Origin of the sequence: Tessaracoccus defluvii (genome assembly GCF_014489575.1) — a bacterium.
Lineage (GTDB): Bacteria > Actinomycetota > Actinomycetes > Propionibacteriales > Propionibacteriaceae > Arachnia > Arachnia defluvii.
Genome location: NZ_CP060789.1, coordinates 1893430 through 1917825 on the forward strand (window position 1 = coordinate 1893430; position 24396 = coordinate 1917825).

Here is a 24396-nt window from a genome sequence, read left to right on the forward strand (position 1 = left end):
TGTGACAGATCGTTACACAGTTGTTGCGTGGCGCTCGAAGGTGCTAAACGACGACGCGCGTGACGGGAAGGCCCGAATCGGCCGACAGGTCCAGCGACGACGGGGCCAGCCCGGCCCGGATGGCCTCGCTCCCGACCGCGGCGATCATCGCCCCGTTGTCGGTGCACAGCGCCGGCCGGGGACGACGCAGCTCGATGCCGACGGCCGCCGCGCGCTCCTCGAGCAGGGTGCGGAGCCGCGAGTTGGCCGCCACTCCCCCGCCGAGCAGGATCGTGGAGACGCCGAGCTCGGTGGCCGCGTCGACCGTCTTCGCCGTCAGCACGTCACAGACAGCCTCCTGGAAGGAGGCGGCGACGTCGGCGAGCGGCACGTCGAGGCCGTCGAGCCTTCGCTGTTCGACCCAGCGGGCCACCGCGGTCTTCAGCCCGGAGAACGAGAAGTCGAAGCGGTGCCGCTCCATGTCGTGGCGGGCTGTCAGGCCACGGGGGAAGCGGATGGCGGTGGGATCGCCGGCGGCGGCCGCCTTGTCGATCACGGGACCGCCCGGGTACGGGAGCCCCAGGATCCGGGCCACCTTGTCGTAGGCCTCCCCCGCGGCGTCGTCGATGGTCGACCCCAGCTCGGTGATGCCCGAGGTGATGTCGGTGACGTGCAGCAGCGAGGTGTGGCCGCCGGAGACGAGCAGGGCGACGGCGGGCATGGGCAGCTCGCCATGGTCCAGCAGGTCGACGGCGACGTGCCCGACGAGGTGGTTGACGCCGTAGAGCGGCTTGTTCAGGTAGGCCGAGAGCGCCTTGGCCGAGGCGATGCCGACGACGAGCGCTCCCATCAGCCCCGGCCCGGCGGTGACGGCGATGGCGTCGACGTCGGCCAGGTCGATGTCGGCGGTCGCGGCAGCGCGCTCGAGGGCGGGGACGATCGCCGACAGGTGCGCCCGGCTGGCGACCTCGGGCACGACCCCGCCGAAGCGCACGTGCAGGTCGACCGAGCTGGCGACCTCGTTGGCCAGCAGCGTGCGGCCGCGGACGATCCCGACGCCGGTCTCGTCGCAGGAGGACTCGATTCCGAGCACCAGTGGTTCAGTCATGTTCTCCAGCCTCCATGTCCCACATGCCGACCGAGTCGGCGTCGACGCCCTCGAGGCCACGCTCAAGGATGAGGGCGTGGCCGCCGGGGCCGTAGTAGTCGGGCCGCTTCGCCACCGACCGGAAGCCGTAACCCCGGTACAGGTTGATGGCGGCCTCATTGTCGTGCTCGACCTCGAGCATCATCCTGTGCGCGCCGCGTCCGATGGCCCACTGCAGCCCGGACACGAGCATGACGCGGGCGAGGCCGAGGCGGCGCTGGTCGGGGGCGACGGCGATCCGATGCAGGTCGGCGACCTCGGCCACCAGCTGGAAGCAGGAGACGCCCACCACCGCGCCGGCCGCGTCGCGGGCGACCAGCGTGAGCCGGTCCTCGCCGTCGATCTCCGCCCGCCAGGACTCCTCCGACCAAGGGACGGAGAAGCTGTCCTCGAGGGCGAGGATGGCGGGCAGGTCCGAGGCGGCGGCGCGCTCGACGATCATCGGGCCCTCAGCCGCGGCAGCGCCGACTTCGGCTTGCCGGGGACGGTGGCGTCCGCCTGGCGGAGGTAGTAGGGCTCGTCGCCGGCGGGGGCGAGCGTCTCCCAGCGAGCGGCCAGCACCCCGGGATCCAGCCGGGCGGGGCCGGTCGCCGTCAGAGCCGGGGCGTGGTCGGGGACGGCGCCTGCGACGGGAAGCGCGGGCACAGCGTCGGGGGCGGTCACCTGCGGCTCGCCAAGCGGCGTCCCGTCGGCCCCGTAGCGGCGCCAGTAGACCTCGCGGCGGCGGGCGTCGGCGACGACGACGAACTCGTCGGGGGCGCCGGCGTCGGCCCATTCGCGGGCGACGACGTCGAGCGAGCACACCCCGCGGGGGTGCGGCCGGCCAGGTGCGCCAGCGCCCACGCCGTGGCGACCCCCACCCGCAGGCCGGTGAACGGCCCGGGGCCCATGCCGACGACGAACTCGTCGACGTCGGCCAGCGCGATGCCCGCCTCGGCGCACACCGCCTGGATGGACGGCGTGAGCGTCTCGGCGTGGGCGCGGGTGTCCTCGACGACGCGGCGGGCCACGATCGCGCCGTCGTTCGCGAGGCCGACGGCCACGTGGTGGCTGGTATCGATGCCGAGGGTCCAGGTCATGCGTTCTCCCTGAGGGATTCCAGCGCACCGGCCCAGCGGGGGCCGATGCCGGTGATGTAGACGGTGCGGTCGTCGGCCTCCAGGCCCCGGACGATCTCGACCTCGAGGCGGTCGTCGGCGAGCCATTCGGCCAGCCCCGCGCCCCATTCGACGAGGGTGACGGAGTCGGCCAGGGAGGCGTCGAGGTCGATGTCCGCCAGTTCGGCGGCCTCACCGAGCCGGTAGGCGTCGACGTGGACGAGGTCGGGGCCTGCGCCACGCGCGTGGTGCACGCGCGAGATGACGAAGGTGGGCGAGATGACGGGCCCGTCGACGTCGAGGCCCTCGCCGATGCCCTGCGTCAGGGTCGTCTTGCCGGCGCCGAGGTCGCCGGTGGCGACGATGACGTCGCCGCGGCGCAGCAGCGCGGCCAGCCTGCGGCCGAGGTCGCGCATGGCGTCGGCCGTCGGCACGTCGACGAGGACTGGCAGGTCGCGGCCGAGCCACACACCGTGTCCGTCGGTCTCCTCGATGACGAAACCCTGCGCCTGCCACCAGGCGATGAGCTCGGGGAACTCGCGCCGGGCGAACAGCCGGACCCTGGAGCGGCCGAGGTCGGCGGCCACGGAGAGCGCACCCTCCACCAGTTGGCGGGCCACGCCACGGCCGGTCGCCCCCGGCTCCACGGAGACGCGGCGCAGGGTGGCGACGGGGCCGTCCAGCTCGATGAGCAGTCCGGCGACGATCCGGCCCTCGGCCTCCGCGACGATGCCCGTCCCGGCGGCCAGCGCCGCCCGGATGTCGACGGGGCCGTCGGAGAGTGCCGCGGCGGGCGGGTCGACGGGGCGGCGCGCGGAGAAGGCCGCGCGAATGACGCCGAGCAGTTGCTCGGCGTCATCCGTGGTTGCGACCCGGAGGGTCACAGGGTGTGGGTCCATGGGACGCGATGTTAGTAGCGGTCGCGCCCGTACTGCGGACGACGACCACGGTTGCCGCCACCGCCGCGGGGCCACGGCCACCGCCGCGCTGGCCGTCGGGCCGGAAGCGGCGCTGCTGCTGCTTCGGCGCGATGAGGGCCAGGTACTCGGACTCGGGGATCGGGACCCCCGACGGCGTCCGCGCACCGGTGGCCTCGCGCAGCTCCGGGGTGCCGGGCTCGACGGGCAGCGCCGCGGCACCGACCCCCGCCTGGCCGAGGAGACGGCGCGTCATCTTCTGCTGGTGGGGCAGCACGATGCTGGCGACGACGCCCTCGGAACCGGCGCGGGCGGTACGGCCGGCCCGGTGCAGGTAGTCCTTGGAGTCGTGCGGCGGATCGACCTGCAGCACGAGCGTCACGTCGTCGACGTGGATGCCGCGGGCCGCCACGTCCGTGGCCACGAGCACCGGCACGGATCCGTCACGGAAGGCCGTCAGGATCCGGGCGCGCGCGCCCTGCGTGAGGCCGCCGTGGAGCGAGCCGGCCATGACGCCGGCCTCGCGGAGCTGCCCGGCGATGCGGTCGGTGCCCATCTGGGTGCGGGCGAACAGGACGGTCCGGCCCTCCCTGTTGGCGATCTCCGCGGTGACGGCGTTCTTGTGGTGAGGGTGCACCAGCAGCGGCCGGTGGACCATGGTCGTGACCGACGCCTTCTCCGAGTCGACCTCGTGGGTGACCGGATCGTGCAGGTACTGGCGCACCAGGGAGTCGACCGCGTCGTCAAGCGTCGCGGAGAAGAGCAGCCGCTGGCCGTCGCCGCAGGCGTCGAGCAGCGTGCGCACGTCGCGGAGGAAGCCGAGGTCGGCCATGTGGTCGGCCTCGTCGAGGACGGCGATCTCCACCTGGCTGAGGTCGGCGGCACCCTGCTCCAGCAGGTCGATGAGGCGGCCGGGCGTGGCCACGACGACATCGACGCCACGCTCGAACGCGCGCAGCTGGGGGCCGTACGACATGCCGCCCGCGATGAGCGTCAGGTCGATCCCGACGGCCGCCGCCAGCGGCGACAGGTTGTCGGCGATCTGCAGCGCCAGCTCACGGGTGGGGCTGAGGATCACGGCGCGCGGGGAGCCGACGGGGCTGCCCTGGGCGAGGCGCGTGAGCATCGGCAGCCCGAAGGCCAGCGTCTTGCCGGAGCCGGTGCGGCCACGGCCGAGGACGTCCTTGCCTGCGAGCGCATCGCCGATGGTGGCGGCCTGGATGGGGAAGGGCACGGTGATGCCCTGGCCGGCCAGGACACGGACGAGCTGCTCGGCGACGCCGAGCTCGAAGAAGCCCGACGCCACGTCACCGGTGACGGCCTCCGAGGTGGTCGCCGTCCAGCTCATCTGGTCGGACTCGGCGTCCCAGGCATCCGTACCGGGGGCGGGACGGTCATTGTCGCGCTCGAAGGGGCGCCTGCGCTCCACGTGGCCGCGGGGCTCGTGGTCGCGGCGGTACTCGGCGCGCTGCGATGTGGGGCGCGGGCCGCGGGGACGGTCGTCGCGACGGAAGCCGCCCTCACGGTCGTTGCGGCGGTCGTCACGGCCCTGGAAACCACGATCGTCACGACGGAAACCGCCACGATCATCACGACGGTCATCACGACCCTGGAAACCACGATCGTCACGACGGAAACCGCCACGATCATCACGACGGTCATCACGACCCTGGAAACCACGATCGTCACGACGGAAACCGCCACGATCATCACGACGGTCATCACGACCCTGGAAACCACGATCATCACGACGGAAACCGCCACGATCATCACGACGGTCATCACGACCCTGGAAACCACGATCATCACGACGGAAACCGCCACGGTCGTCACGGCTCTGGGTGCCCCGGTCGTCGCGCCGGGTGCCGCTTGCGCGGTCGCTGCGGGCGTAGCCACGGTCGGCCCTGGCGCCGCCCTCGCGCTCCGGGGAGCGGTTCTCCTCGCGACTGTCGGCCGCCTTCTCCTGGCGACCCTCAGGAGCGGTGGGGGTGGAACCGAACTGCAGCGCGCGGCGCTGCTTGCGGTTCATGGGTGCGTCGTCGGGACGGCCGCCCCTGCGCTGGGCGGGCTTACCCGCGCTCTTGCGCTTCTCGGGGGACCAACGATCCTTACGGCGGGGTGCATTCATGCGTGTAACAAATCCTCTGTGGGAGTGAGCCCGCTGTCTGCGGGGCGATGCCCGCTAGAAGTGTCACGCGGGCGAATGGTCGCCCCGGCCGGGCCGGACAAGTCTACGCGTTCCGCGCCGATTTCCCGAACCGGTCATTGAACGTTCACCGAATGGCCGCCTTCCGGGCGCCGGACACGCCGGATGCGCGGAGTAGACTCGCCGTCGTGCGTGTGGCCATCGTTGCGGAGTCGTTCCTGCCGAATGTCAACGGAGTGACCAACTCGGTGCTCCGCATCCTCGACCACCTCCGGGACAACGGCCACGAGGCGATGGTGATCGCCCCGCAGGACGGCGACAAGGTCCCGAGCCACTACCGCGGCTTCCCCGTCGAGACCGTGGCGAGCATCGGACTGCCCGGCTACGACCTCGTCCGCGTCGTGACCTCCACCACCTTCACCGTCAACCGGTTGCTGACCCAGTTCCAGCCGGACGTGGTGCACCTGGCCGCGCCCTTTCTCGTGGGCTACAAGGCCGCGAGCGTCGCATCGACGTTGGGCCTGCCGATCGTCGGGGTGTACCAGACCGAGGTGCCGACCTACGCTGCCCGCTACGGCTTCCCGCACCTGGAGCCCGTCCTGTGGCACCAGGTGCGCCGCGTCCACACGCTGGCCTCGCTGAACCTGGCGCCGTCGACCTTCGCCCGCGACCAGTTGGTGGAGCAGGGCATCCCGAGGGTCGGGATCTGGGGGCGCGGCGTCGACTCCGTCCGCTTCTCCCCCGCCAAGCGCAGCGCAGAACTGCGCGCGCGGCTGGCCCCGAACGGCGAACGGCTGATCGGCTACGTCGGCAGGCTCGCCTCAGAGAAGCGCGTCGAGGATCTGGCCGCCGTCGCCGACATCCCCGGCACCCGGCTCGTGGTCGTCGGAGACGGCCCGCAGCGCGGTCAGCTCGAGGCCGCGCTGCCCAACGCAGCGTTCCTCGGGCAGCTGACCGGCGAACATCTTCCCATCGCGATGGCGAGCCTCGACCTGTTCGTGCACCCTGGCGAGCTGGAGACGTTCTGCCAGTCCATCCAGGAGGCGAAGGCGTCGGGACTGCCGGTCATCGCCCCGCGGCGCGGCGGCCCCATCGACCTGATCGAGCCCGCGACGACCGGCTGGCTCTACCGACCGGGCGACGTGGCGGAGCTGCGGCGGGTGGCCACCGATCTCGCGCACGACCCGGCCCGCAGTGCGGGCTATGGTCGGGCGGCCCGGGCCTCGGTGCTGGAGCGGACCTGGGATCAGGTGTGTGCCGAGCTCATCGGGCACTACGACCGGGCGATCTCCCTGTCGGTGCGCGACCGCAGCGACGCGCTGGTGGCCTGAGCGGCCTCAGTCGCCGGACCCGTCACCCTCGTGCGTGTGGTAGGTGTCCTGCTCCTCCGTGAACTGCTTGACGGGGGCGAGAATGTCGATCGTCTGGCCGTCGTCGAACGTCAGGGTGCAGCCGAGCTCCTCCGAGCCCGCGGGGAGTTCCCGGGCCAGGTTCATCAGCATGATGTGCGGTCCGCCGGGCGCGAGGTGCTGGTGCTTGCCCGCCTCGACGATGATGCCGCCCTCCGCCTTCCGCATGACGACCTCGCCGTCGACGGTGGCCATCTCGTGCAGCTCGGTGGCGCCGGCCACGTCGCCGCAGTCCGCGGCCACGAGGGTGCGGTCCTCCGTCCCCGGGTTGGTCAGGTTGACGAACACCGCGGTCATCTCGGGCATCTTGGCGCCGTCGGTGGTGCGCACCCAGGGGTCGGCCGCCAGCACTCCGGGGTTTGCGGCCGGCTGCTGACCGCATGCGGCGAGCGGCAGGAGGAGCAGGACGGTGGGGACGAGGACTGCACGGAGACTCACGGGGCCGATACTACCCACAGATGCGCCTCTACTACTCGCTGTCATAGGACGTCCCGCGGGCCGCGACTAGACTCACCCGCATGTCCGATTCCAGCGTGAGCCGCCGCCGCCTCTTCGGCTACGCCGGGGCGGCCGGGCTGGGCGGCGTCGCCGGCGTCGTGGCGGGCCGCGCCAGCGCCGCGAACGGCGAGGCACCGGTGGCCCAGGACGTCGTCGGCCGCACCCACTCCCCCTATGGCGAGCAGCAGGCCGGCATCTTCACGCCGAAGACCATGACGGGCGAACTGGTCGCGTTCGACCTGGCACCCGACACCGACCGGGCCGCCCTGGGGCGCCTTCTGCGGGCCTGGACCGGCGACATCGTGGCCCTGATGACGGGTCGGCCACCGGCCGGCGACTTCGCCCCGGACATGGCGCAGGCCGCCGTGTCGCTGACGGTGCTCGTCGGGTTCGGCCCGCGGGTCTTCGAGCTCGAGGGGCTGGCCGGCCGCCGTCCCGCCGGCTTCCAGGACATCCCGCCCATGGCCCACGACAGGCTGCAGGACCGTTGGTCCGGCGGCGACCTGCTGGCGTGGGTCTCGGCCGACGACGCGACCAGCGTCGCGCACGCCGTCCGCCGGTTGTCCACTGACGCCGCCCCCTTCGCTTCCGTGCGCTGGCGGCAGCGCGGCTTCTGGCGCCCGCTGGACCAGACGGGCGCCCCCGTCACCGGCCGCAACCTGTTCGGCCAGGTGGACGGCTCCGCCAACCCGACGGGCGACCTGCTCCGCGAGACCGTCCTCTCCACCGACGACTGGCTCGCCGGCGGCACGCAGCTGGTCGTGCGACGCATCGAGATGAACCTGGACACCTGGGACGAGGCCACCCGCTCCCGGCAGGAGGCATCGGTCGGGCGCGACCTCCCGGAGGGCGCCCCGCTCAGCGGCGGTGTCGAGCACGACGACGTCGATCTGGCCGCCACCGTCGACGGCTCCCCCGTCATCGCGCTGGACGCGCACGCCCGCGTCTCCCACCCGTCGCAGAACAGCGGCCGCCGGATGCTGCGGCGCGGCCTCAACTACACGGCCGAGGAGTGGACCGACGCCGGGCTCGTGGAGACCTCCGGCCTCATCTTCTCGGCGTTCCAGGCCAACATCGCCGACCAGTTCATCCCGGTGCAGCGCAGCCTCGACCAGCTCGACGCGCTGAACGAGTGGACCACGGCGATCGGCTCCGCGGTGTTCGCGATCCCGCCCGGCTTCTCCGAGGGCGGCTGGATCGGCGAGGGGCTCCTCGCCTAGCCTCCGGCCCCCGCCGTCAACGCGGCGATGGTCTCCGGGAGACGCGCCGCCAGCTGATCGGGCGGGTACGGCCCGGGGTTGCGGGCCGCCGCGATGGCCTGCACGCTCGCCCCGACGACACCCGCCTGCCACGCGGGCAGCCCCGCCGCCAGCAGCGTCCCGCAGATACCGGCGAGCACGTCGCCCGAACCGGCCTGCGCCGTCCAGGCCGGGCCGGCCACGGCGAGCGTGACGCGCCCCGACGGCTCGGCCACGAACTGCGTCGCCCCCTTCAGCAGGACCGCCGCGCCGCTGTGTCGCGCCAGTTCACGCACGCACGACAACGGGTGGGCCTCGACGTGCGAGCGGGTGCAGCCGAGCAGGCGGGCCAGCTCCCCTGCATGCGGCGTGAGCAGCCAGCCATCGAGGCGTTCCTCAGGCAGGCTGTACAACGCGTCGGCGTCGACGACGGTCGGGAGCGCGTGCAACCGGGCGTTGGCGACGCGGCCCTCCGCGCCGTCCGTCTCTCCCCAGCCAGAGCCCAGCACGAGCGCCTGGGCGCGCCCCTCCCCGATCACGGTGCTCGGGAAGCGGGTCAGGATCAACCCGGACGCCACCCGCCCCGTGTAGCGGGCCATCCCCGCGCCGGAATTGAGGGCCCCGGCGACGGTGAGGAGCGCGGCCCCCGGGTAGTGCTCGGAGCCGGTGTCGAGCATGACGACGCCGCGGGCGTACTTGTCGGACGTCGCGCCGGGGGTCGGCCACCAGCGGGCGATGTCGGACTCCTCCGCCTGCCGGAGGGTGGCGGCCGGGACGTCGACGCCGATGTCGGCCACATGCAGCCGCCCACAGCGTGACGCGGCCGGCTCCTGCACGTGGCAGGCCTTCAACGCGGCGAACGTGACGGTGTGCGCCGCGCTGAAGGACGCACCGGGGAGGAGCCCCTGGTCAGCGACGAGCCCGCTGGGCAGGTCGACGGAGAGCACGGGGACGGCGGCCGCGGCGCACGCCTCGGCGAAGGTGGCCACGGCGAGGGGAAGGCCGCCGCGCGAGCCGAGCCCCAGCACCGCGTCGATGACGAGCGCAGAGTCGGCCAGAGACTGCAGGGCGCCCACCGCGTCGACCTCGGTCGCACCGGCGCGCCGTGCCGCCTCCCGGCCCGCCGCGTGGCCGGAGCCGCCGGTCAGCCAGACGAACACGGGCCGATGCTCGGCGAGCAGCGCGGCCGCGAACAGGCCGTCACCGCCGTTGTTCCCGGGGCCGACGACCACCAGGACCGCCCCCTCGGGCGCGACGGCGGCGGCGACCCGGGCCACCTCCGCGGCGGCGCGCCCCATCAGGTCGACGTCCGGCTCACGGTCGAAGACCACCTGCTCCGCGGCCCGCATCTGCGCCGCCGTGATGACGGGCCTCACGATTCGCACACCACCATCGCGGTGACGTAGCCGCCGTCGTGGCTGAGGCTGAGGTGGATCCTGCCGATCTCGAGGGCGGCGATGCGGGCCGCCACCGACCCGTACGCGGCGAAGCGGGGCGCGCCGTCAGCGCTCTTGACCACCTCGCAGTCGAGCCAGCGCATGCCCCCCGGCGAACCCAGCGCCTTCGCGAGGGCCTCCTTGGCGGCGAACCGGGCGGCCCGCGACTCGACGGAGAGGCCCCGCTCGGCCTCGGTCAGCAGCCGCTCCTCGATGCCGGGGCGCCGCTCGACCATGGCCTTGTAGCGGGAGACGACGCACAGGTCGGTGCCGATGCCGATGATCATGGCCCAAGAGTAGGCCGCGCACCGCAGGCGGACGGGCTACTCCACCGTCACGGACTTGGCCAGGTTGCGGGGCTGATCCACGTCGTGGCCCTTGACGGTGGCCAGCTCGCAGGCGAACAGCTGCAGCGGGATGATCGCCGCCAGCGGCTGCAGCAGCGTCGACACGCGCGGCAGCTCGATGAACGTGTCCGCCACCGCGTGGGCCTCGTCGTCGCTCCCCTCCGCCAACACGATGGTGCGCGCCCCGCGGGCCCTGACCTCCGCGATGTTGGAGATCACCTTGTCGCGCAGCTGGTCGCGGCCCCGGGGCGGGACCACCACGAACACGGGCAGCCCCTCGCTGATCAGCGCGATGGGCCCGTGCTTCAGCTCCCCGGCGGCGAAACCCTCCGCGTGGATGTAGGCCAGCTCCTTCAGCTTCAGGGCCCCCTCCAGTGCGCTGGGGTAGCCGACGTGACGGCCCAGGAAGAGGACGGAGGTGGCGTCGACCAGCTCCGCTGCGAGGTCGTAGACGGCGCCCTTCGCGTCGAGCATCCGCTGGATGGCGTCGGGCATCCGCTCCAGCTCGGCGAGCAGCGCGGCGATCTCGTCGCCGTACTTCATGCCGCGCACCTGGGCCAGGTACAGGCCGAGCAGGTAGCAGGCGACGAGCTGCGTGGTGAACCCCTTGGTGGAGGCGACGCCGATCTCCGGGCCCGCGTGCGTGTAGATGACGGCGTCGGACTCGCGCGGGATGGTGGCGCCGTTGGTGTTGCAGATGGCGATGACCTTGGCGTGCTGCTCGCGGGCGTGCCGGATCGCCATGAGCGTGTCGGCGGTCTCACCGGACTGCGAGATGGTCACCACCAGCGTCATCGGGTCGATGATCGGGTCGCGGTAGCGGAACTCGGAGGCGAGTTCGACCTCGCAGGGGATCCTGGTCCAGTGCTCGATGGCGTACTTGGCGACGAGCCCGGCATAGAAGGCGGTGCCGCAGGCGACGATGACGACCTTGTTGACGCGACGCAGCAGCTCGGGGCTCATCCGCAGCTCGTCCAGCTGGAGCTCGCCGCGGTCGTTGAGGCGGCCGAGGAGCGTGTCGGCCACGGCCTTCGGCTGCTCGAAGATCTCCTTGCGCATGTACCAGTCGAAGCCCTGCTTCTGCGCGGCCTCGAGGTCCCAGTCGACGTGGAACGCGGTGGTCTCCGCGGGGCCGCCGTCGAATCCTGTGACGTTGACGCCGTCACGGGTGAGTTCGACGATCTGGTCCTGGCCGAGTTCGATGGCGTCGCGCGTGTAGGCGATGAACGCGGCCACGTCGGAGGCGAGGAAGTACTCGCCCTCCCCCACCCCGACGACCAGCGGCGAGTTGCGGCGCGCGGCGACGATGCGGTCAGGATCGGCCGAGTCGACGGCGACCAGCGTGAACGCACCCTCGAGGCGGGCAGCGACGGCCCGCACCGCGGTGACGAGGTCGGCTCCCGCCGCGACCTCGCGCTCCAGCAGGTGTGCCGCGACCTCGGAGTCCGTCTGCGAGGTGAACTCGACGCCGCCGAGCTCGGCCCGCAGCGCCTCGTGGTTCTCGATGATCCCGTTGTGGACGATGGCGACCCGGCCGGCGACGTGCGGGTGGGAGTTCTCGTCCGTCGGGGCGCCGTGGGTGGCCCACCGGGTGTGCCCGATCGCCACGGTCGACGGCGGCAGCGGCGCCTCGGCGATGGCGGCCTCCAGATTCACGATCTTGCCGGCCCGTTTGCGCCACTCGATACGCCCGGAGTGCGGCAGCGCCACGCCCGCCGAGTCGTAGCCGCGGTACTCCAGCCGGCGAAGGCCGCCGAGGACCACGTCCAGTCCGTCACGATGTCCCAGATATCCAACGATTCCACACACGTCGAAAACCGTACAGTACGACTGCGCATTTCTTGACTTTCGCCACCCGGGCATCTCAGGTCCGTTCCGGGCCCGGTCGCGGCGGCAGCGTCGCCGTTCGCTAGAGTATCGCCACCTCACCTGAAGGAGCGCCGTGCCCTCTCCCTTCGTCACGCTGACGCGCCCTGCCTGGGCCGCCCTCGCGGACGCCACCGAGATCGACCTGGACGAGGCGACCCTGGCGCGGTTGCGCGGCATCGGCGACCCGACCTCCGCGCTCGACATCGAAGAGGTCTACCGCCCGCTCTGTCAGCTCCTCCACCTGCACATGGTCAACACCGGAGCCCTGTACGCGCAGGCCAACGACTTCCTCGGCCTGGACGTGTGCCGCACCCCGTTCGTGATCGGCGTGGCCGGTTCGGTCGCCGTCGGCAAGTCGACGGTGTCCCGCCTGCTGCAGGAGCTGCTGAGCCGGGCGCCCGGCGAGCCGAAGGTCGACCTGGTCACCACCGACGGCTTCCTGTACCCGAACGCCGAACTGGAGCGCCGCGGCATCCTGGACCGCAAGGGTTTCCCGGAGTCGTTCAACCGCAAGGCGCTGCTGCAGTTCGTGATGGACGTGAAGTCGGGCGAGCCGCGCGTCGTCGCCCCCGTGTACAGCCACATGGTCTACGACATCGTCCCCGGCGAGGAGATCGCCGTGGAACGTCCCGACATCCTCATCGTCGAGGGGCTCAACGTCCTGCAGCCCGCCCGGGTCGAGGCCGACGGCCGGCAGGGGCTGACCGTGAGCGACTTCTTCGACTTCAGCGTCTTCGTCGAGGCGGACGAGCGGCACATCAAGGGCTGGTTCCTCTCCCGCTTCCTCGAGCTGCGGCGCACGGCCTTCCAGGACACGCGCAGCTTCTTCCGCAGCTACGCCGAACTCTCCGAGGCGGACGCCGTCGCGATCGGCAACAACGTCTGGGACACCATCAACGGGCCGAACCTGCGCGAGAACATCGCGCCCACCCGGGACCGCGCGACGGCGATCCTCACGAAGGGCCCCGACCACAGCATCGACTCGATCCACATCCGCAAGGTCTGACCGGCGTCGTCGCCCTGGTCAGACGTGGGTTCCTGCCCCTGTCCCGTCGGATTCCCGGTCCCGGAGCCGTTTGGTGCGGGCGGCCCGGCGCCGCGACTTGGCCATCACCTGGCCGACGGCCTGCCCGATCGTGATGACGTCGTCGCCGACCGGCAGAGACAGCCGACGCCAGCGGGCCAGCAGCACCAGCGCGGCCCCGACGACGGCGGCGATCAGTGAGCCGATGACGGCGGCGTCGAGGTACCAGCAACCGACGGCCACGCCGGAGGCGAGCAGGGCCGCGGTGGCGTACAGCGTGTTCCCGCCGAGGATCCCGGGGATGCGCCGCAGCACCATGTCACGGACGAAGCCGCCTCCGACGGCGGTCAGCGTCCCGAGCATGAGCGCGGGCAGCACGCCGAACCCCGCCTCGAGCGTCTTGAGCGACCCGGCCGCGGCCCATGCCCCGAGCGCGAGGGCGTCCATCGGCGGATAGATCCGGTCCCACCAGCGCCCCTCGACGCGGATGAGCACGACGACCGCGGCGCCGATCAGCGCCGTGGTGATGTAGCGGCCGTCCGTGATCGCGATCGGCGGGCCGATCTGCAGCATCATGTCGCGCATCATGCCGCCGCCCAGCCCCGACATGATGGCGAGCACGCCGAGCCCGATGATGTCGAGTTTGGCCGCCCGTCCGATGACGGCGCCGAGGATGGCGTTGAACAGCACGCCGATCAGGTCGATCCACTGCAGGATCGTCAGTAGCGTCATCTCCGTCACGGTCTGCTCCCTCCGGCCACGCGGAGATTGTAGGGGTCCGCGCACGTGCTCCCCACAGAGGAGGCGGCCAGAGGCCACGGCGTAAGGTGGAGGCCATGAGCAGCAGCGACAAGGACCGCAACGAGAACCGCCGAGATCCCTTCTCGGAGGCCTTCAAGACCTTCATCGTCAAGGACTGGGAGCCCTATCCCACCGAGCTTCCCGCCGGGCTCCCGTCGGCCCCGTACGCCGCCGCCCGCCGGGCCGCGCTGGCCTCCGAGTTCCCCGGCAGGACGCTGGTCATCCCCGCCGGCCCGTTGAAGACCAGGTCGAACGACACCGACTACCGGTTCCGTCCCCACAGCGCCTTCGCGTACTACACCGGCCTGGGCGAGGACCGTGAGCCGGACGCCGTGCTGGTGATCCGCGACGCCGAGGCGATCCTGTACTTCCGGCCCCGCGCCCCCCGCACCGACCGCGAGTTCTACGCCGACGCCCGCTACGGCGAGATGTGGGTGGGCCAGCGCGATTCGCTGGAGGAGATGTCCGCCGCCGTCGGCTTCCCGACGCACACCATCCTCGATCTCGAGGCCGAGCTGGGCGGCGATCTCCTCGTCGTGCGGGAGGCCGACGATTCCGTGACCGCGCTGGTCGACAGGCTCCGGGGCGCGGCCGACGAGGACGGCGACGCCGAGCTGAGCCGCGCGGTGTCCGAGGCACGGTTCCGCAAGGACGAGTTTGAGGTGGGTGAGTTGCGGGCGGCCTGCGCCGCGACCAAGGTCGGCTTCGAGGCCGTCGTCGCCGAACTGCCCGCCGCCGTCGCGGCCGGGCGCGGCGAGCGCTGGGTCGAGGGCGTCTTCGGGCTGCATGCCCGCCACCTCGGCAACGCCGTCGGCTACGACACCATCGCCGCGGGCGGCGACCACGCCAACACGCTCCACTGGATCCGCAACGACGGCGTGCTCCGCGACGGCGACCTGCTGCTGATGGACGCCGGCGTCGAGGTCAACTCCCTCTACACCGCCGACATCACCCGCACCATGCCCATCAACGGCCGCTTCACGCCGGCCCAACGCCGCGTCTACGAGGTCGTGCTGGCGGCGCAGAGCGCAGGCATCGAGGCGTGCCGCGCAGGCAACGCCTTCACCGACCCGCACAAGGCGGCCATCGCGGTGCTGGCCGACTTCTTCGAGGAGCTGGGGATCCTGCCCGGCACGGCCGCCGAGTCCCTCGACCCCGAGACCGGGGGCTTCCACCGCCGCTGGATGGTGCACGGCACGTCCCACCACCTCGGCCTGGACGTGCACGACTGTGCGCAGGCCCGCTCCGAGCTGTACCGGGAGGGCTCCCTGGAGGAGGGCATGGTGATCACGGTCGAGCCCGGGATCTACTTCAAGTCCACCGACCTGCTGGTGCCCGAGGAGTACCGGGGCATCGGGATCCGGATCGAGGACGACATCCTCATCACCGACGGCGATCCGGTGAACCTGTCCGAGGAGCTCCCCCGCGACCCCGACGCTGTCGAGGCGTGGATGGCCTCCCTGCTGGGCTGAAGGGTCACCGGGTGGGGCGGCAGCGGCCGCCCACCCGGGACCGCGGCTCAGTCGGCGGATTCGCTGACGACGCGGTTCCACTGGGTGCGGCGCAGCATCGTGCTGATGAGGGCCGCGACCTGCAGCGGACGCATGACGGTGACCTGGTGCGAGGCGCCCTCGACGACGTGCAGTTCGCCCCGGGGAGCCGTCTCCGCCACCAGTTCAACGTTCGCGATAGGCGTCGACGAGTCGCGCTCGCCGGCGATCATCATGATCGGCGGCTGGATGTAGGGCAGGTCGGCCCGCAGGTCATGGACGGCGAGCGCCCGGCACAGCTGCGCGTATGAGTGGTCCTCGCTGGTGGACAGCCCCTCCATGATGATGTCGACGACCGCCGGCTGCTCCGCCCGGAAGTCGGGGGTGAACCAGCGCTTGACCGTCTCGTCGACCAACTGCTGGGTGCCGGTCTCTTCGACCTGCTCGGCGCGGGCGATCCAGCGCGCCGGCTCGCCGACGGTGGCTGCGGACGCGACGACCACGATGCCGGCGAACAGGTCCGCGTAGTCGCGGGCCAGGTGCAGCCCGATGGCCCCCGAGATCGACAGACCCGCGTAGTAGACGGGGGTGTCCTCGCCGAGCTCGGCCTTCTGCTCGCGGGCGAGCCCGGCGACCGCCGCAGCGACCGTGTCGAGAGTGGCCGGATCGGCGTCATCCCACGGCTCGCTCAGGCCGCTGCCAGGCAGGTCGACGAACACGACCCGGGCCTCGTCGATGAGCGCTGCCGCCACCTTCGTCCACTGATGGGTGGCGTTGCCCCCCAGGCTCGGACCCACGAGCAGCACGGGGAGATCCGTGGCGACTCGGTTGTAGATCGTGGTGTGCAAATCCATGTTTCCGCTCCTCTGGGACGGCGACTCGATGCCGTCTCCAACCTACCGGACCTCCCGCCGCGGGCGGGACCGAGGGTCAGCGCAGACCGAGGGCCTGGACCACCGAGCTGAGCCCCTGATGCCCCATCCCCTCGAAGATCCGCCGCTCCACGAGCCGCACGTCGAGCCGCCAGCCCTCCCAGTCGGCCGTCACGTCGCGGCCGGTCAGCAGGAGGGCAGGGTCCTTCGGCCCGCCGGTGCCCAGGGCGGGCTGCGCCGGCGTGTAGGCCTCCAGGATCAGGACCGCTCCGGGGCGGGACTGTCGGGTGGCCGTCGCGGCCACGCGGCCCCGCAGCGGCTGTGGCAGGTGGACGAACACGGAGACGATCGCGTCCCAGGGGACGTCCGGGTCGGGCAGGTCGACCCAGTCCGCGAGGTCGAGGTGCCAGGTCTCGATGGTCACGCCCCGCTCGGCTGCCAGTGCCTCGGCCTTGTCGAGTCCGACGCGGGAGAAGTCCAGGCTGACGACGTCGTGGCCCTGCTGCGCGAGCCAGACTCCGTTGCGGCCTTCGCCGTCCCCCAGGCACAGCACGCGGCTGCCCGGCCGCAGGAGCCGCGCCTGCTGCTTCAGGAAGTCGTTGGGACGGTAGCCGAAGACGTGGTTCGGGTGGCCGTAGCGGTCGTCCCAGAACCCGGCCGTCATTCGAACAGGGCCGCGCGGGCGCCGGGACGCTCGGCGAGCAGGTCGCGGGCCTGCTGGGCGACCTTGTGTTCCGCGAGGACCTCGTAGCGTGTGGCCACGGTCTGCTTGGCGGAGTTGAAGTCGCGCTTGCCGCCGCTCATCGCCTGCCCGAGACCGGCGGCGAGCAGGCCGAACAGCATGCCCATGCCGAGACCGACGAAGAGCATCACCATGTCGCCCTGCAGGAACACCATCAGCATGAGGCCGACCATGAGGCCCGTCGTGATGCCGGAGATGAGGCCCTGGCCGAGCACGGAGCCCCAGGTGCGACGCCCCGTGACGCGCTCGAGCAGGCGTAGGTTCGTGCCGACGATCAGCAGGTTCTGCACCGGGAACTTGGAGTCGGCCAGGAAATCGACGGCGGCCTGCGCCTCCTCGTAGGTGGGGTACTCAGCGACGTGCTGCGGAAAGTCGAGCTGCATCAACCGGCTCATGCGTGCCTGTGGCTCAGTCATCGTCGTCCTCCTCGGGTGCTGCGTCCAGCCTAGCCGCGCCGCAGTCCCGGCGGGCGTCCGTCGCGTCCGGCGGGCGGGGCGTTAGTCTTGCCGCATGGTCGCCAAGGACACCCAGGTCTTCATCTCCCGCGTGGTCGGCCTCCCCATCGTCGACGCCGCCGGCGACCAGGTCGGAAGGGTCAAGGACGTCGTGTGCCACCTGCGCGCCGACGGCAAGGCGCCGCGGGTGAAGGGCCTTGTCGTCGAGCTGTTCGCGCGGGCCAGGATCTTCGTCCCGATGGTCAGGGTGCACGGCATCGCCCCCACGCACGTCGCCATCCTCGGCCAGGTCGACACGCGCAGGTTCAAGCGCCGCGAGACCGAGATCCTGATCGCAGCCGACCTCCTGAACCGGGTCATCGGCAACGACCGACGCACACGGATCGCCGACATCTCCATGCACCAGGTCCGCAACCGGGAGTGGGAGCTGTCGTCGGCTGCCCTGCGTTCCACGACGCGGGTGGGCCGCTTCGGCCTCGGGGGCCGCAACGAGGCCCGCGTCGCCAGCTGGAGGGAGATCCCCGAGCTGATCCTGCGGACCGGCCGCACCCCCGCCCACTTGATCGCCGAGTTCTCCGAGATGAAGGCCGCCGACATCGCCCAGGAACTCCACGACATGGAGCCTGAGTCCCTGGCCGCGGTCGTGGAGGCGCTCGACGACGAGACCCTCGCCGAGGCCCTGGAGGAGCTGCCGGAGCACGAGCAGATCGAGCTGATCTCCGCACTGGACACGGACCGCGCCGCCGATGTGCTGGCCGAGATGGACCCGGACGATGCGGCCGACCTGATCAAGGACCTCCCCAGCGACGTGGCAGAGGACCTGCTGCAGCGGATGGAGCCGGAGGAGGCCCTCGACGTGCGTCGGCTCCTCATGTACGAGGAGTTCACCGCCGGCGGCATGATGACCCCGGAGCCGGTGATCCTCGACACCGACGCCACCGTGGCGCAGGCCCTCGCGAACGTCCGCATCGACTCGCTGACGCCCGCGCTGGCCTCCATGGTCTTCGTGACCCGTCCGCCGCTCGAGACGCCGTCGGGACGCTACATCGGCGCCGTCCACATCCAGCGCCTGCTGCGCGAGCCCCCGACGACTCTCGTCGCCACCCTGCTCGACGAGGGGCTGGAGCCGCTGCCGCCCGATGCTCCGCTCGCGCTGGTGAGCCGGTTCTTCGCGACCTACAACCTCGTGGTCGCCCCCGTCGTCAACGCGGAGGGCCATCTCGTGGGCGCCGTGACGGTCGACGACGTCCTCGACCACATGCTGCCGGACGACTGGCGCGGCGATCAGATGGACGAGATCGACGCGGACGAGTTCGACGAGGTGAGCCGTGGCTGAGCGCAACCCGCTGTCGCAGCCGGGGCGGCGGCGCTGGCTGCCGCGGGTGTCGCTCGACTCGGAGACGTTCGGCCGTTTCGCCGAGAGCGTGGCCAGCTTCATGGGAACGGCCACGTTCCTGGTCTACATGACGGTCTTCGTCGTGCTGTGGATCCTGTTCAACGTCGTCGGCATCTTCGGGTTCCGCTGGGACGCGTATCCCTTCATCCTGCTGAATCTCTTCTTCTCGACGCAGGCCTCCTATTCGGCGCCGCTGATCCTGCTGGCGCAGAACCGGCAGGAGCGCCGCGACCAGGTCAGCTTCGACGAGGACCGCCGCATCGCGGCCCAGTCCAGGGCCGACATGGACTTCCTGGCCCGGGAGATCGCGGCGATCCGGATGAGCCTCGGCGAACTGGCGACCAGGGACTTCGTCCGCGGCGAGCTGCGCAACGAACTGCGCGACCTGGCGGAACGCCTGGAGCAGGCCACGGACGAGGAGGAGCAGAAGTGAGCAGGGAGATCTCGCCGGACCAGGTGTCGGAGCTGCGGGAGCCGGCCGGCGACATCCGCTGGTACGGCGTCGTGCTGCTGGTCGGGCACGTGGCGCTACTCGTGCTGGGAGCGGTGTCGCTGTGGCGGATCGCCGGCGGCTGGTGGATCGGCGCCGCCGCGGCGGCCGTCTTCGTTCTCGCCTACGCGGCAAGCTGGCGGTTCTGGCTGGCGCCGGGCGCCCGCGGCAGGCTCGGCTACAAGGAGCGGCTCACCGTGACCATGGTCGTGGGCCCGGCCGTCGTCGTCCTCGGCAGCCTGGCGGGCCTGTGGCTGCCCGCGCTGATCGCCACGAGCGTGGTGCTGCTGGGCGACGCCCTCAACGAGCGCTCCGCCTGAGCCTGGCGCCCCGACCGGAAGGTGGGGCGCCGCGGCGGCCGCGCTAGAGTCGACCCCGTGACCGAGAATCCCCTGCTCCCCCTGCTGCGTGCGGCACTCCACGAGGTCGAGGACCCCGAGATCCGCCGCCCCATCACCGACCTGGGCATGGTCGACGACCTCCGCGTCGACGACGCCGGCGCCGTCTTCGTGCGTGTCCTGCTGACCGTCTCCGGCTGCCCGATGCGCTCCGAGATCACGACCCGCGTCACTGACGCGGTGAGCCGGGTCGAGGGCGTGACCGGCGTGGACGTCGAGCTCGGCGTCATGAACGACGAGCAGCGCGAGGCCATGCGCACCATGCTGCGCGGCGGCCAGACGGAACGGGTGATCCCGTTCGCCCAGCCGGGCAACCTGACCCGCGTGCTCGCCGTCGCCTCCGGCAAGGGCGGCGTCGGAAAGTCGTCCGTGACCGTCAACCTGGCGCTGGCGCTGGCCAAGCAGGGCCGCAGCGTCGGCATCCTCGACGCCGACATCTACGGCCACTCCATCCCCGACCTGCTTGGCCTCGGCGACGCGCGCCCCACCGTCGTCGACGACATGATCATGCCGGTGCCCGCCGTCGGCGGCCTGAAGGTGATCTCCGTCGGCATGCTGAAGCCGTCGCGCGACCAGGTGGTCGCCTGGCGCGGCCCGATCCTGGACCGGGCGCTCACACAGCTCCTGAGCGACGTGTACTGGGGCGACCTGGACTACCTGCTGCTGGACCTGCCGCCCGGCACCGGCGACGTCGCCATGTCGCTCGGTCAGAAGATCCCGAAGTCCGAGGTCATCGTCGTCACCACCCCGCAGACCGCGGCCTCCGAGGTGGCGGAGCGGGCCGGCACGATGGCGCACATCCTCGAGCAGCGGGTCCTCGGCGTGGTCGAGAACATGAGCTGGCTGGAGAGCCGCTGTCCCCACTGCGAGGAGACGCACCGCATGGAGCTGTTCGGCTCCGGGGGCGGCCTGACGGTTTCCGAGGCCCTCACCGATCGTCTCGTCTACGACGTGCCGCTGCTCACGCAGGTCCCGTACGACGAGGCGCTGCTGGCCGGCGGTGACCGGGGCGTCCCGATCGTGGAGTCGAATCCCGATCACCCCGCCGCCGCGGCGCTGCTGGGGCTGGCCGAGTCTGTTGCCGCGTCGCGGCAGGGGCTGCTGGGTCAGCGGCTGCCGCTGTCCACCCCGTAGGGCTGCCGCCTACGTCGCCTCGGTGTCGAAGGGTGACGCCACCGGCTTCGTCGGCCCGGCCTCCAGCGCCGGGGCCGACGAGGCCGACGGGCCCGCGCCGACATCCTTGAGGTTGGCGGCCTTCTCCACGTCCTTGGACGACTGCTTGAGCAGGTCCTGGGTCTCCTTGAGTTCGCGCTTGGCCTCGTCGAGCAGGGCGACCTCGTCGCGCAGCTGCTTCGAGATGAACGTCTTCGGGTTCAGGTCCTTCAGCTCGAGATCGGCGTACTCGGGGCCGAGCTCCGTGCTGAGCGTCGTCTTGGCGTTGTTCGCGATGTCGCGGAAGTAGACGAACAGGCGCGCGGCCTTGCGCGAGTACTGCGGGAGCTTCTCCGGGCCGAACATGACGACGGCAAGGACAAGGATGATGATGAGGTCTACCCCGTCGATGCCGAACAACACGAGTGCAAGGGTACCCGGCCGGGCGGGTGTCAGCCCACCCGGATCAGACGCTGGAGCCCGGCGACGATCTTCTCCCCCAGGCTGGGGTCGTAGTCGGCCGGTGCCGGGAGCCCTGCGCAGATCTCCCTGAGCAGCGCGCGGGAGCCGTTGGTCGACACCCACACCGTCGCGGGGCCCGCCTGCCACATCTCCACGCTCGGCAGGCCGGCCACGGAGTCTGCACGCAGCTGCGCCTGCCCGAGCAGCCCCTCGGCCCAGCCGACGACGGCGGTCTCGAAGCCGTCGGAGTAGACCAGCGTCATGGAGCGGGCGTGCTCGCGGTCGCTCGAGGAGTAGGCGATCAGGGGCAGACCGGCGAGGGTGGCGGGGCAGGCGGGCAGGCCGACGCACCAGCCCGCGGATCCCGAGGCCGACGCCGGCTCGAGGCTGATGACGAGCATCGCATCGGTGCTCAGCTGCGTGGGGCCCAGCTCGAGCTCGGTGAAGCCCGCCGCCAGCGTGACCGATCCGTCAGAGCCGTAGCGCTCGTTCCAGAGCAGCAGCCCGGTCGCCTCGTCGAACCACCAGGCCGCCACCGCCTGGCCGTCCTCGGCCGCCGTCAGCCTGACGGCGCTGCGGCCGTGGACGTCCTCGGGTGCGTCGGCGCGGGCGAAGCGCCAGTCCTCGGGGGCCCTGACAGTGTGCTCGCTGATCGTCTGCAGGAAGGAGGCGGCGAAACGGTCGCCGTTGGCGTCGAGGACCTCCAGCTGCGATCCCTCCCCCGCAGCCTTCGAGACGCGCACACGGGCTGTGCGGTACTGCTCGCCGTCGGAGACGTACACCGACTGCGTGCCGCTGAGGCTGAGCCTGTGCGTCGCCGCCGCACGCAGCATGCCTGCTGCGGTGTCAGCCGACACAGGCGTCACCGTGCCGGGCTGCGGCAGCGGCTGGTAGGGGACGCTGGTGCCGAGGTTGGCGCCACGGTCGGAGGCGAGCAACACGGCGCCGATGGCCTCGTTGATGCTGATGGCCGCGGCCGACATCGAGAACTGTTCACGAGCGGTCCGCAGAGGGTTGGGGAGGCGCGCAGGCTCCGGGGCGATCATGACCGCCAGGACCACCACCGACATCACCACCGCCACGAACGCGGCCCCACCGAAGGTTGCGACCCTGGCACGCTCGCGCCGGGCCGACGGATGCCGACCCCCGGTGGCCGACAGGTACAGGGGGGCTGCCGCCTCGTCGCCGGCGATCATCTCGAGCCGTGTCGTCAGCTCCGCGGGCGTCTCGGAGGAGCGGCAGGAGCTCAGGGTGGCGCAAAGGTTGGCCAGTGCGGCCACCTCGTCGCGGCAGGCTGCGCAGGTGGCGAGATGGTAGCTGACCTGCTCCAGGCGCTTGTCGGGAAGCGTCCCGTCCACGAAAGCGGACAGGTCGCCGGCGAAGCGCGGGCAGGCCGGTGACACTAGTTGACCCCGGCGTAGCGGGTCCGGCCGGCGGTGGGGGCGCGGTGCGCGAGCGCGTCGCGCAGGGCCGCACGACCGCGGGCGATCCGGCTCCGGACGGTGCCCAACTTGATGTCGAGCACCTGGGAGATCTCCTCGTAGCTGAGGCCCTCGATGTCGCAGAGGACGACGGCGACGCGCTGGTCGGGCGGGAGCGCGGCGAGCGCGGCGGCCACATCGGCGTCCAGCTCAGCGTCGGCGTGCAGCTCGTCCGGGCTGGCGGCCGAGCCCCACACATGGTCGGGGGCCGCGCTGAGCGCATCCATCCGGATCCGCTGCCGGCGCCGGGCCTGGTCGAGGAACAGGTTGGTCGTGATCCTGTGCAGCCAGCCCTCGAGGGTCCCTGGCTTGAAGGTGTGGATCGACTTGAACACGCGGACGAAGACGTCCTGCGTCAGATCCTCGGCGTCCTCACGGTTTCCGGTCAGCCGGTAGGCCAGTCGGTACACCCGGGTCGAGTGGTCCCGGACCAGTTCCTGCCAGGTGGGCGCGGTCCATTCGGGGTCGACAACACCTGCGTGTGTCTTCTTCCCGCGGAACATCGATCGCCTCTCCATGCCTCAAGGCTGCCTGATCAAGCTGTGAGAAACCTGTGAGCCTACCTGTTCAACGCCTGAGGGAGCCGAAATGTTCCCTACGCGCCGAAGCCGTAGGTCTCCAGCAGCTCCGCATAGGCGGCGACGGTCGCGGGGGCGACGCGACCCATGGGCGGGCGGCACCCCCCGGCCTCGAAGCCGCGGGCCGCGAGGGTGGCCTTGACCATCATGCAGCCCTGCGTGGCGAACACTCCCTGGAAGGCGGGCAGCGCCTGCCGGTTGGCCTCGATGGCCTCCTCGACGCGACCGGCGGTGAACAGGTCGATGATGCGGGCCGCGGCAGGGGCCGTGAAGTGTGTGGAGGTTCCGACGACCCCGACACCACCGACCGACAGGAGCGGAAGGAGGTAGGCGTCGTCGCCCGCGTAGTAGGCGAGGTTGGTGTTGGCCAGCACCTGGGAGGTGGACACGATCGAGCCCTTGGCGTCCTTGACGGCCCGGATGCGCGGGTGCGCGTCGAGCCGGATCAGGAGGTCCTCGGGGATCGGGAGCCCGGCGCGGTGCGGGATGTCGTAGAGCATGACGGGCAGGTCGGTCGCGTCCGCAACGGAGACGAAGTGGTCCTCCAGCGCGTCGGCCGGGGGCCGCGAGTAGTAGGGGGTCACGACGAGCAGTCCGTCGACGCCCACGTCGGCGGCCTGGCGGGCCAGCTCGATGGTGTGGTGTGTCGAGAAGGTGCCGACGCCGGCCACGACGGTGGCGCGGTCGCCGACCGCGGTCACGACCGCGTCGAGGATGCGGCGCTTCTCCTCGTCCGAGGTTGTGGGGGCCTCCCCCGTGGTGCCGTTGATCACGAGCCCGTCGTTGCCGAGGTCGTCGACGAGGTGCGCGGCCAGCCGGGCCACCTGCGCGTAGTCGACCTGTGATCCGTCCGGGGTGAACGGGGTGACCATCGCGGTCAGGACACGCCCGAAGAGGGGACGCATGTCGCCCTCCGAGTCGTCCTTTCCGCCCGAAGAGGGCGCGCCCGCCGTTTCGCCATGATCCATGGGC

Annotated in this window: 25 protein-coding genes and 1 pseudogene; 9 read left to right on the forward strand and 17 right to left on the reverse strand. The window is 71.6% G+C overall.

Annotated features, from left to right (window positions below; genetic code table 11):
* Positions 1-43: 43 nt before the first annotated feature.
* From tsaD to H9L22_RS09155, 5 genes and pseudogenes are all read right to left on the reverse strand, one after another.
* Positions 44-1087, reverse strand: coding sequence for a tRNA (adenosine(37)-N6)-threonylcarbamoyltransferase complex transferase subunit TsaD (gene tsaD, locus H9L22_RS09135; protein ID WP_187722457.1), 1044 nt, complete (start codon positions 1085-1087; stop codon positions 44-46).
* The gene (locus tag H9L22_RS09140) at positions 1080-1568 is read right to left on the reverse strand and encodes a GNAT family N-acetyltransferase (RefSeq protein WP_187722458.1); all 489 of its coding nucleotides are present in this window, start codon (positions 1566-1568) and stop codon (positions 1080-1082) included. Before H9L22_RS09140 ends, tsaD begins: the two co-directional genes overlap by 8 nt.
* Positions 1565-2205 (reverse strand): annotated as a pseudogene (tsaB, locus tag H9L22_RS09145) (tRNA (adenosine(37)-N6)-threonylcarbamoyltransferase complex dimerization subunit type 1 TsaB). The gene H9L22_RS09140 and the pseudogene tsaB overlap by 4 nt, the downstream one beginning before the upstream one ends.
* Positions 2202-3122 (reverse strand): tRNA (adenosine(37)-N6)-threonylcarbamoyltransferase complex ATPase subunit type 1 TsaE, encoded by a 921-nt coding sequence (gene tsaE, locus H9L22_RS09150; RefSeq protein WP_187722459.1) that lies wholly within the window; start codon positions 3120-3122, stop codon positions 2202-2204. Before tsaE ends, tsaB begins: the two are co-directional and overlap by 4 nt.
* On the reverse strand, positions 3079-4569 hold the full coding sequence (locus H9L22_RS09155) for a DEAD/DEAH box helicase (RefSeq protein ID WP_226966247.1): 1491 nt from the start codon (positions 4567-4569) through the stop codon (positions 3079-3081). The genes tsaE and H9L22_RS09155 overlap by 44 nt, the downstream gene beginning before the upstream one ends.
* Here H9L22_RS09155 and H9L22_RS18835 point away from each other — a divergent pair, their 5' ends adjacent.
* Together H9L22_RS18835 and H9L22_RS09160 are read left to right on the forward strand one after the other, a co-directional pair.
* Positions 4570-5409 (forward strand): hypothetical protein, encoded by an 840-nt coding sequence (locus H9L22_RS18835; protein WP_226966248.1) that lies wholly within the window; start codon positions 4570-4572, stop codon positions 5407-5409.
* Between the two features lie 65 nt (positions 5410-5474).
* Positions 5475-6617, forward strand: coding sequence for a glycosyltransferase family 4 protein (locus tag H9L22_RS09160; protein ID WP_187722460.1), 1143 nt, complete (start codon positions 5475-5477; stop codon positions 6615-6617).
* Between the two features lie 6 nt (positions 6618-6623).
* On the opposite strand, the gene H9L22_RS09165 is transcribed toward H9L22_RS09160, so the two are convergent.
* A complete protein-coding gene (locus H9L22_RS09165; RefSeq protein ID WP_226966249.1) occupies positions 6624-7133 on the reverse strand; it encodes a copper chaperone PCu(A)C in 510 nt (169 codons plus the stop codon).
* An 80-nt stretch (positions 7134-7213) separates the two neighbouring features.
* Here H9L22_RS09165 and H9L22_RS09170 point away from each other — a divergent pair, with 80 nt between their 5' ends.
* A complete protein-coding gene (locus H9L22_RS09170; protein ID WP_187722461.1) occupies positions 7214-8413 on the forward strand; it encodes a Dyp-type peroxidase in 1200 nt (399 codons plus the stop codon).
* On the opposite strand, the gene H9L22_RS09175 is transcribed toward H9L22_RS09170, so the two are convergent.
* The 3 genes from H9L22_RS09175 to glmS are packed head-to-tail and all read right to left on the reverse strand — an operon-like array spanning position 8410 to position 12023.
* Complete coding sequence (locus H9L22_RS09175; RefSeq protein ID WP_406707818.1) at positions 8410-9807, reverse strand: NAD(P)H-hydrate epimerase; 1398 nt, start codon at positions 9805-9807, stop codon at positions 8410-8412. The genes H9L22_RS09170 and H9L22_RS09175 overlap by 4 nt on opposite strands.
* Positions 9804-10154 carry a holo-ACP synthase gene (locus H9L22_RS09180; RefSeq protein WP_187722462.1) on the reverse strand — a complete coding sequence of 117 codons (351 nt, stop codon included), beginning with the start codon at positions 10152-10154 and terminating at the stop codon, positions 9804-9806. Before H9L22_RS09180 ends, H9L22_RS09175 begins: the two co-directional genes overlap by 4 nt.
* Positions 10155-10190: 36 nt before the next feature.
* A complete protein-coding gene (gene glmS, locus H9L22_RS09185) occupies positions 10191-12023 on the reverse strand; it encodes a glutamine--fructose-6-phosphate transaminase (isomerizing) (RefSeq protein ID WP_187722463.1) in 1833 nt (610 codons plus the stop codon).
* Between the two features lie 133 nt (positions 12024-12156).
* On the opposite strand from glmS, the gene coaA reads away from it, so the two are divergent.
* Positions 12157-13089 carry a type I pantothenate kinase gene (gene coaA / locus H9L22_RS09190; protein ID WP_187722464.1) on the forward strand — a complete coding sequence of 311 codons (933 nt, stop codon included), beginning with the start codon at positions 12157-12159 and terminating at the stop codon, positions 13087-13089.
* 18 nt (positions 13090-13107) lie between these two features.
* On the opposite strand, the gene H9L22_RS09195 is transcribed toward coaA, so the two are convergent.
* Positions 13108-13839, reverse strand: coding sequence for a trimeric intracellular cation channel family protein (locus H9L22_RS09195; protein ID WP_187722641.1), 732 nt, complete (start codon positions 13837-13839; stop codon positions 13108-13110).
* Between the two features lie 104 nt (positions 13840-13943).
* Here H9L22_RS09195 and H9L22_RS09200 point away from each other — a divergent pair, with 104 nt between their 5' ends.
* Positions 13944-15380 carry an aminopeptidase P family protein gene (locus H9L22_RS09200; protein WP_187722465.1) on the forward strand — a complete coding sequence of 479 codons (1437 nt, stop codon included), beginning with the start codon at positions 13944-13946 and terminating at the stop codon, positions 15378-15380.
* A 47-nt stretch (positions 15381-15427) separates the two neighbouring features.
* On the opposite strand, the gene H9L22_RS09205 is transcribed toward H9L22_RS09200, so the two are convergent.
* The 3 genes from H9L22_RS09205 to H9L22_RS09215 form a co-directional block, all read right to left on the reverse strand.
* On the reverse strand, positions 15428-16252 hold the full coding sequence (locus H9L22_RS09205) for an alpha/beta fold hydrolase (RefSeq protein ID WP_187722466.1): 825 nt from the start codon (positions 16250-16252) through the stop codon (positions 15428-15430).
* A 76-nt stretch (positions 16253-16328) separates the two neighbouring features.
* Positions 16329-16934: an SAM-dependent methyltransferase gene (locus H9L22_RS09210; protein WP_187722467.1), complete on the reverse strand. Its 606-nt coding sequence runs from the start codon at positions 16932-16934 to the stop codon at positions 16329-16331.
* A complete protein-coding gene (locus tag H9L22_RS09215) occupies positions 16931-17428 on the reverse strand; it encodes a general stress protein (RefSeq protein ID WP_187722468.1) in 498 nt (165 codons plus the stop codon). The genes H9L22_RS09210 and H9L22_RS09215 overlap by 4 nt, the downstream gene beginning before the upstream one ends.
* A 94-nt stretch (positions 17429-17522) precedes the next feature.
* Between H9L22_RS09215 and H9L22_RS09220 the strand changes: the two genes are divergently transcribed.
* From H9L22_RS09220 to H9L22_RS09235, 4 genes are read left to right on the forward strand one after another with little or no spacing between them, the layout of a single operon-like run.
* Positions 17523-18803 carry a magnesium transporter MgtE N-terminal domain-containing protein gene (locus H9L22_RS09220; protein WP_187722469.1) on the forward strand — a complete coding sequence of 427 codons (1281 nt, stop codon included), beginning with the start codon at positions 17523-17525 and terminating at the stop codon, positions 18801-18803.
* Complete coding sequence (locus H9L22_RS09225) at positions 18796-19296, forward strand: DUF1003 domain-containing protein (protein WP_226966250.1); 501 nt, start codon at positions 18796-18798, stop codon at positions 19294-19296. Before H9L22_RS09220 ends, H9L22_RS09225 begins: the two co-directional genes overlap by 8 nt.
* On the forward strand, positions 19293-19673 hold the full coding sequence (locus H9L22_RS09230; protein ID WP_187722470.1) for a hypothetical protein: 381 nt from the start codon (positions 19293-19295) through the stop codon (positions 19671-19673). The genes H9L22_RS09225 and H9L22_RS09230 overlap by 4 nt, the downstream gene beginning before the upstream one ends.
* A gap of 57 nt (positions 19674-19730) precedes the next feature.
* A complete protein-coding gene (locus H9L22_RS09235) occupies positions 19731-20885 on the forward strand; it encodes an Mrp/NBP35 family ATP-binding protein (protein WP_226966251.1) in 1155 nt (384 codons plus the stop codon).
* Between the two features lie 9 nt (positions 20886-20894).
* Here H9L22_RS09235 and H9L22_RS09240 read toward each other — a convergent pair whose 3' ends face one another.
* The 4 genes from H9L22_RS09240 to dapA all read right to left on the reverse strand — a co-directional run bounded on the left by H9L22_RS09240 (position 20895) and on the right by dapA (position 24329).
* Complete coding sequence (locus H9L22_RS09240) at positions 20895-21326, reverse strand: Sec-independent protein translocase subunit TatB (RefSeq protein WP_187722472.1); 432 nt, start codon at positions 21324-21326, stop codon at positions 20895-20897.
* Positions 21327-21355: 29 nt separating this feature from the next.
* Positions 21356-22768: an anti-sigma factor family protein gene (locus H9L22_RS09245; protein ID WP_187722473.1), complete on the reverse strand. Its 1413-nt coding sequence runs from the start codon at positions 22766-22768 to the stop codon at positions 21356-21358.
* Positions 22768-23349, reverse strand: coding sequence for an RNA polymerase sigma factor SigE (gene sigE / locus H9L22_RS09250; RefSeq protein ID WP_226966302.1), 582 nt, complete (start codon positions 23347-23349; stop codon positions 22768-22770). The genes H9L22_RS09245 and sigE overlap by 1 nt, the downstream gene beginning before the upstream one ends.
* A gap of 92 nt (positions 23350-23441) precedes the next feature.
* Entirely contained in the window at positions 23442-24329 is an 888-nt protein-coding gene (gene dapA / locus H9L22_RS09255; protein WP_187722643.1) for a 4-hydroxy-tetrahydrodipicolinate synthase, read from the reverse strand.
* Between the last annotated feature and the right edge of the window lie 67 nt (positions 24330-24396).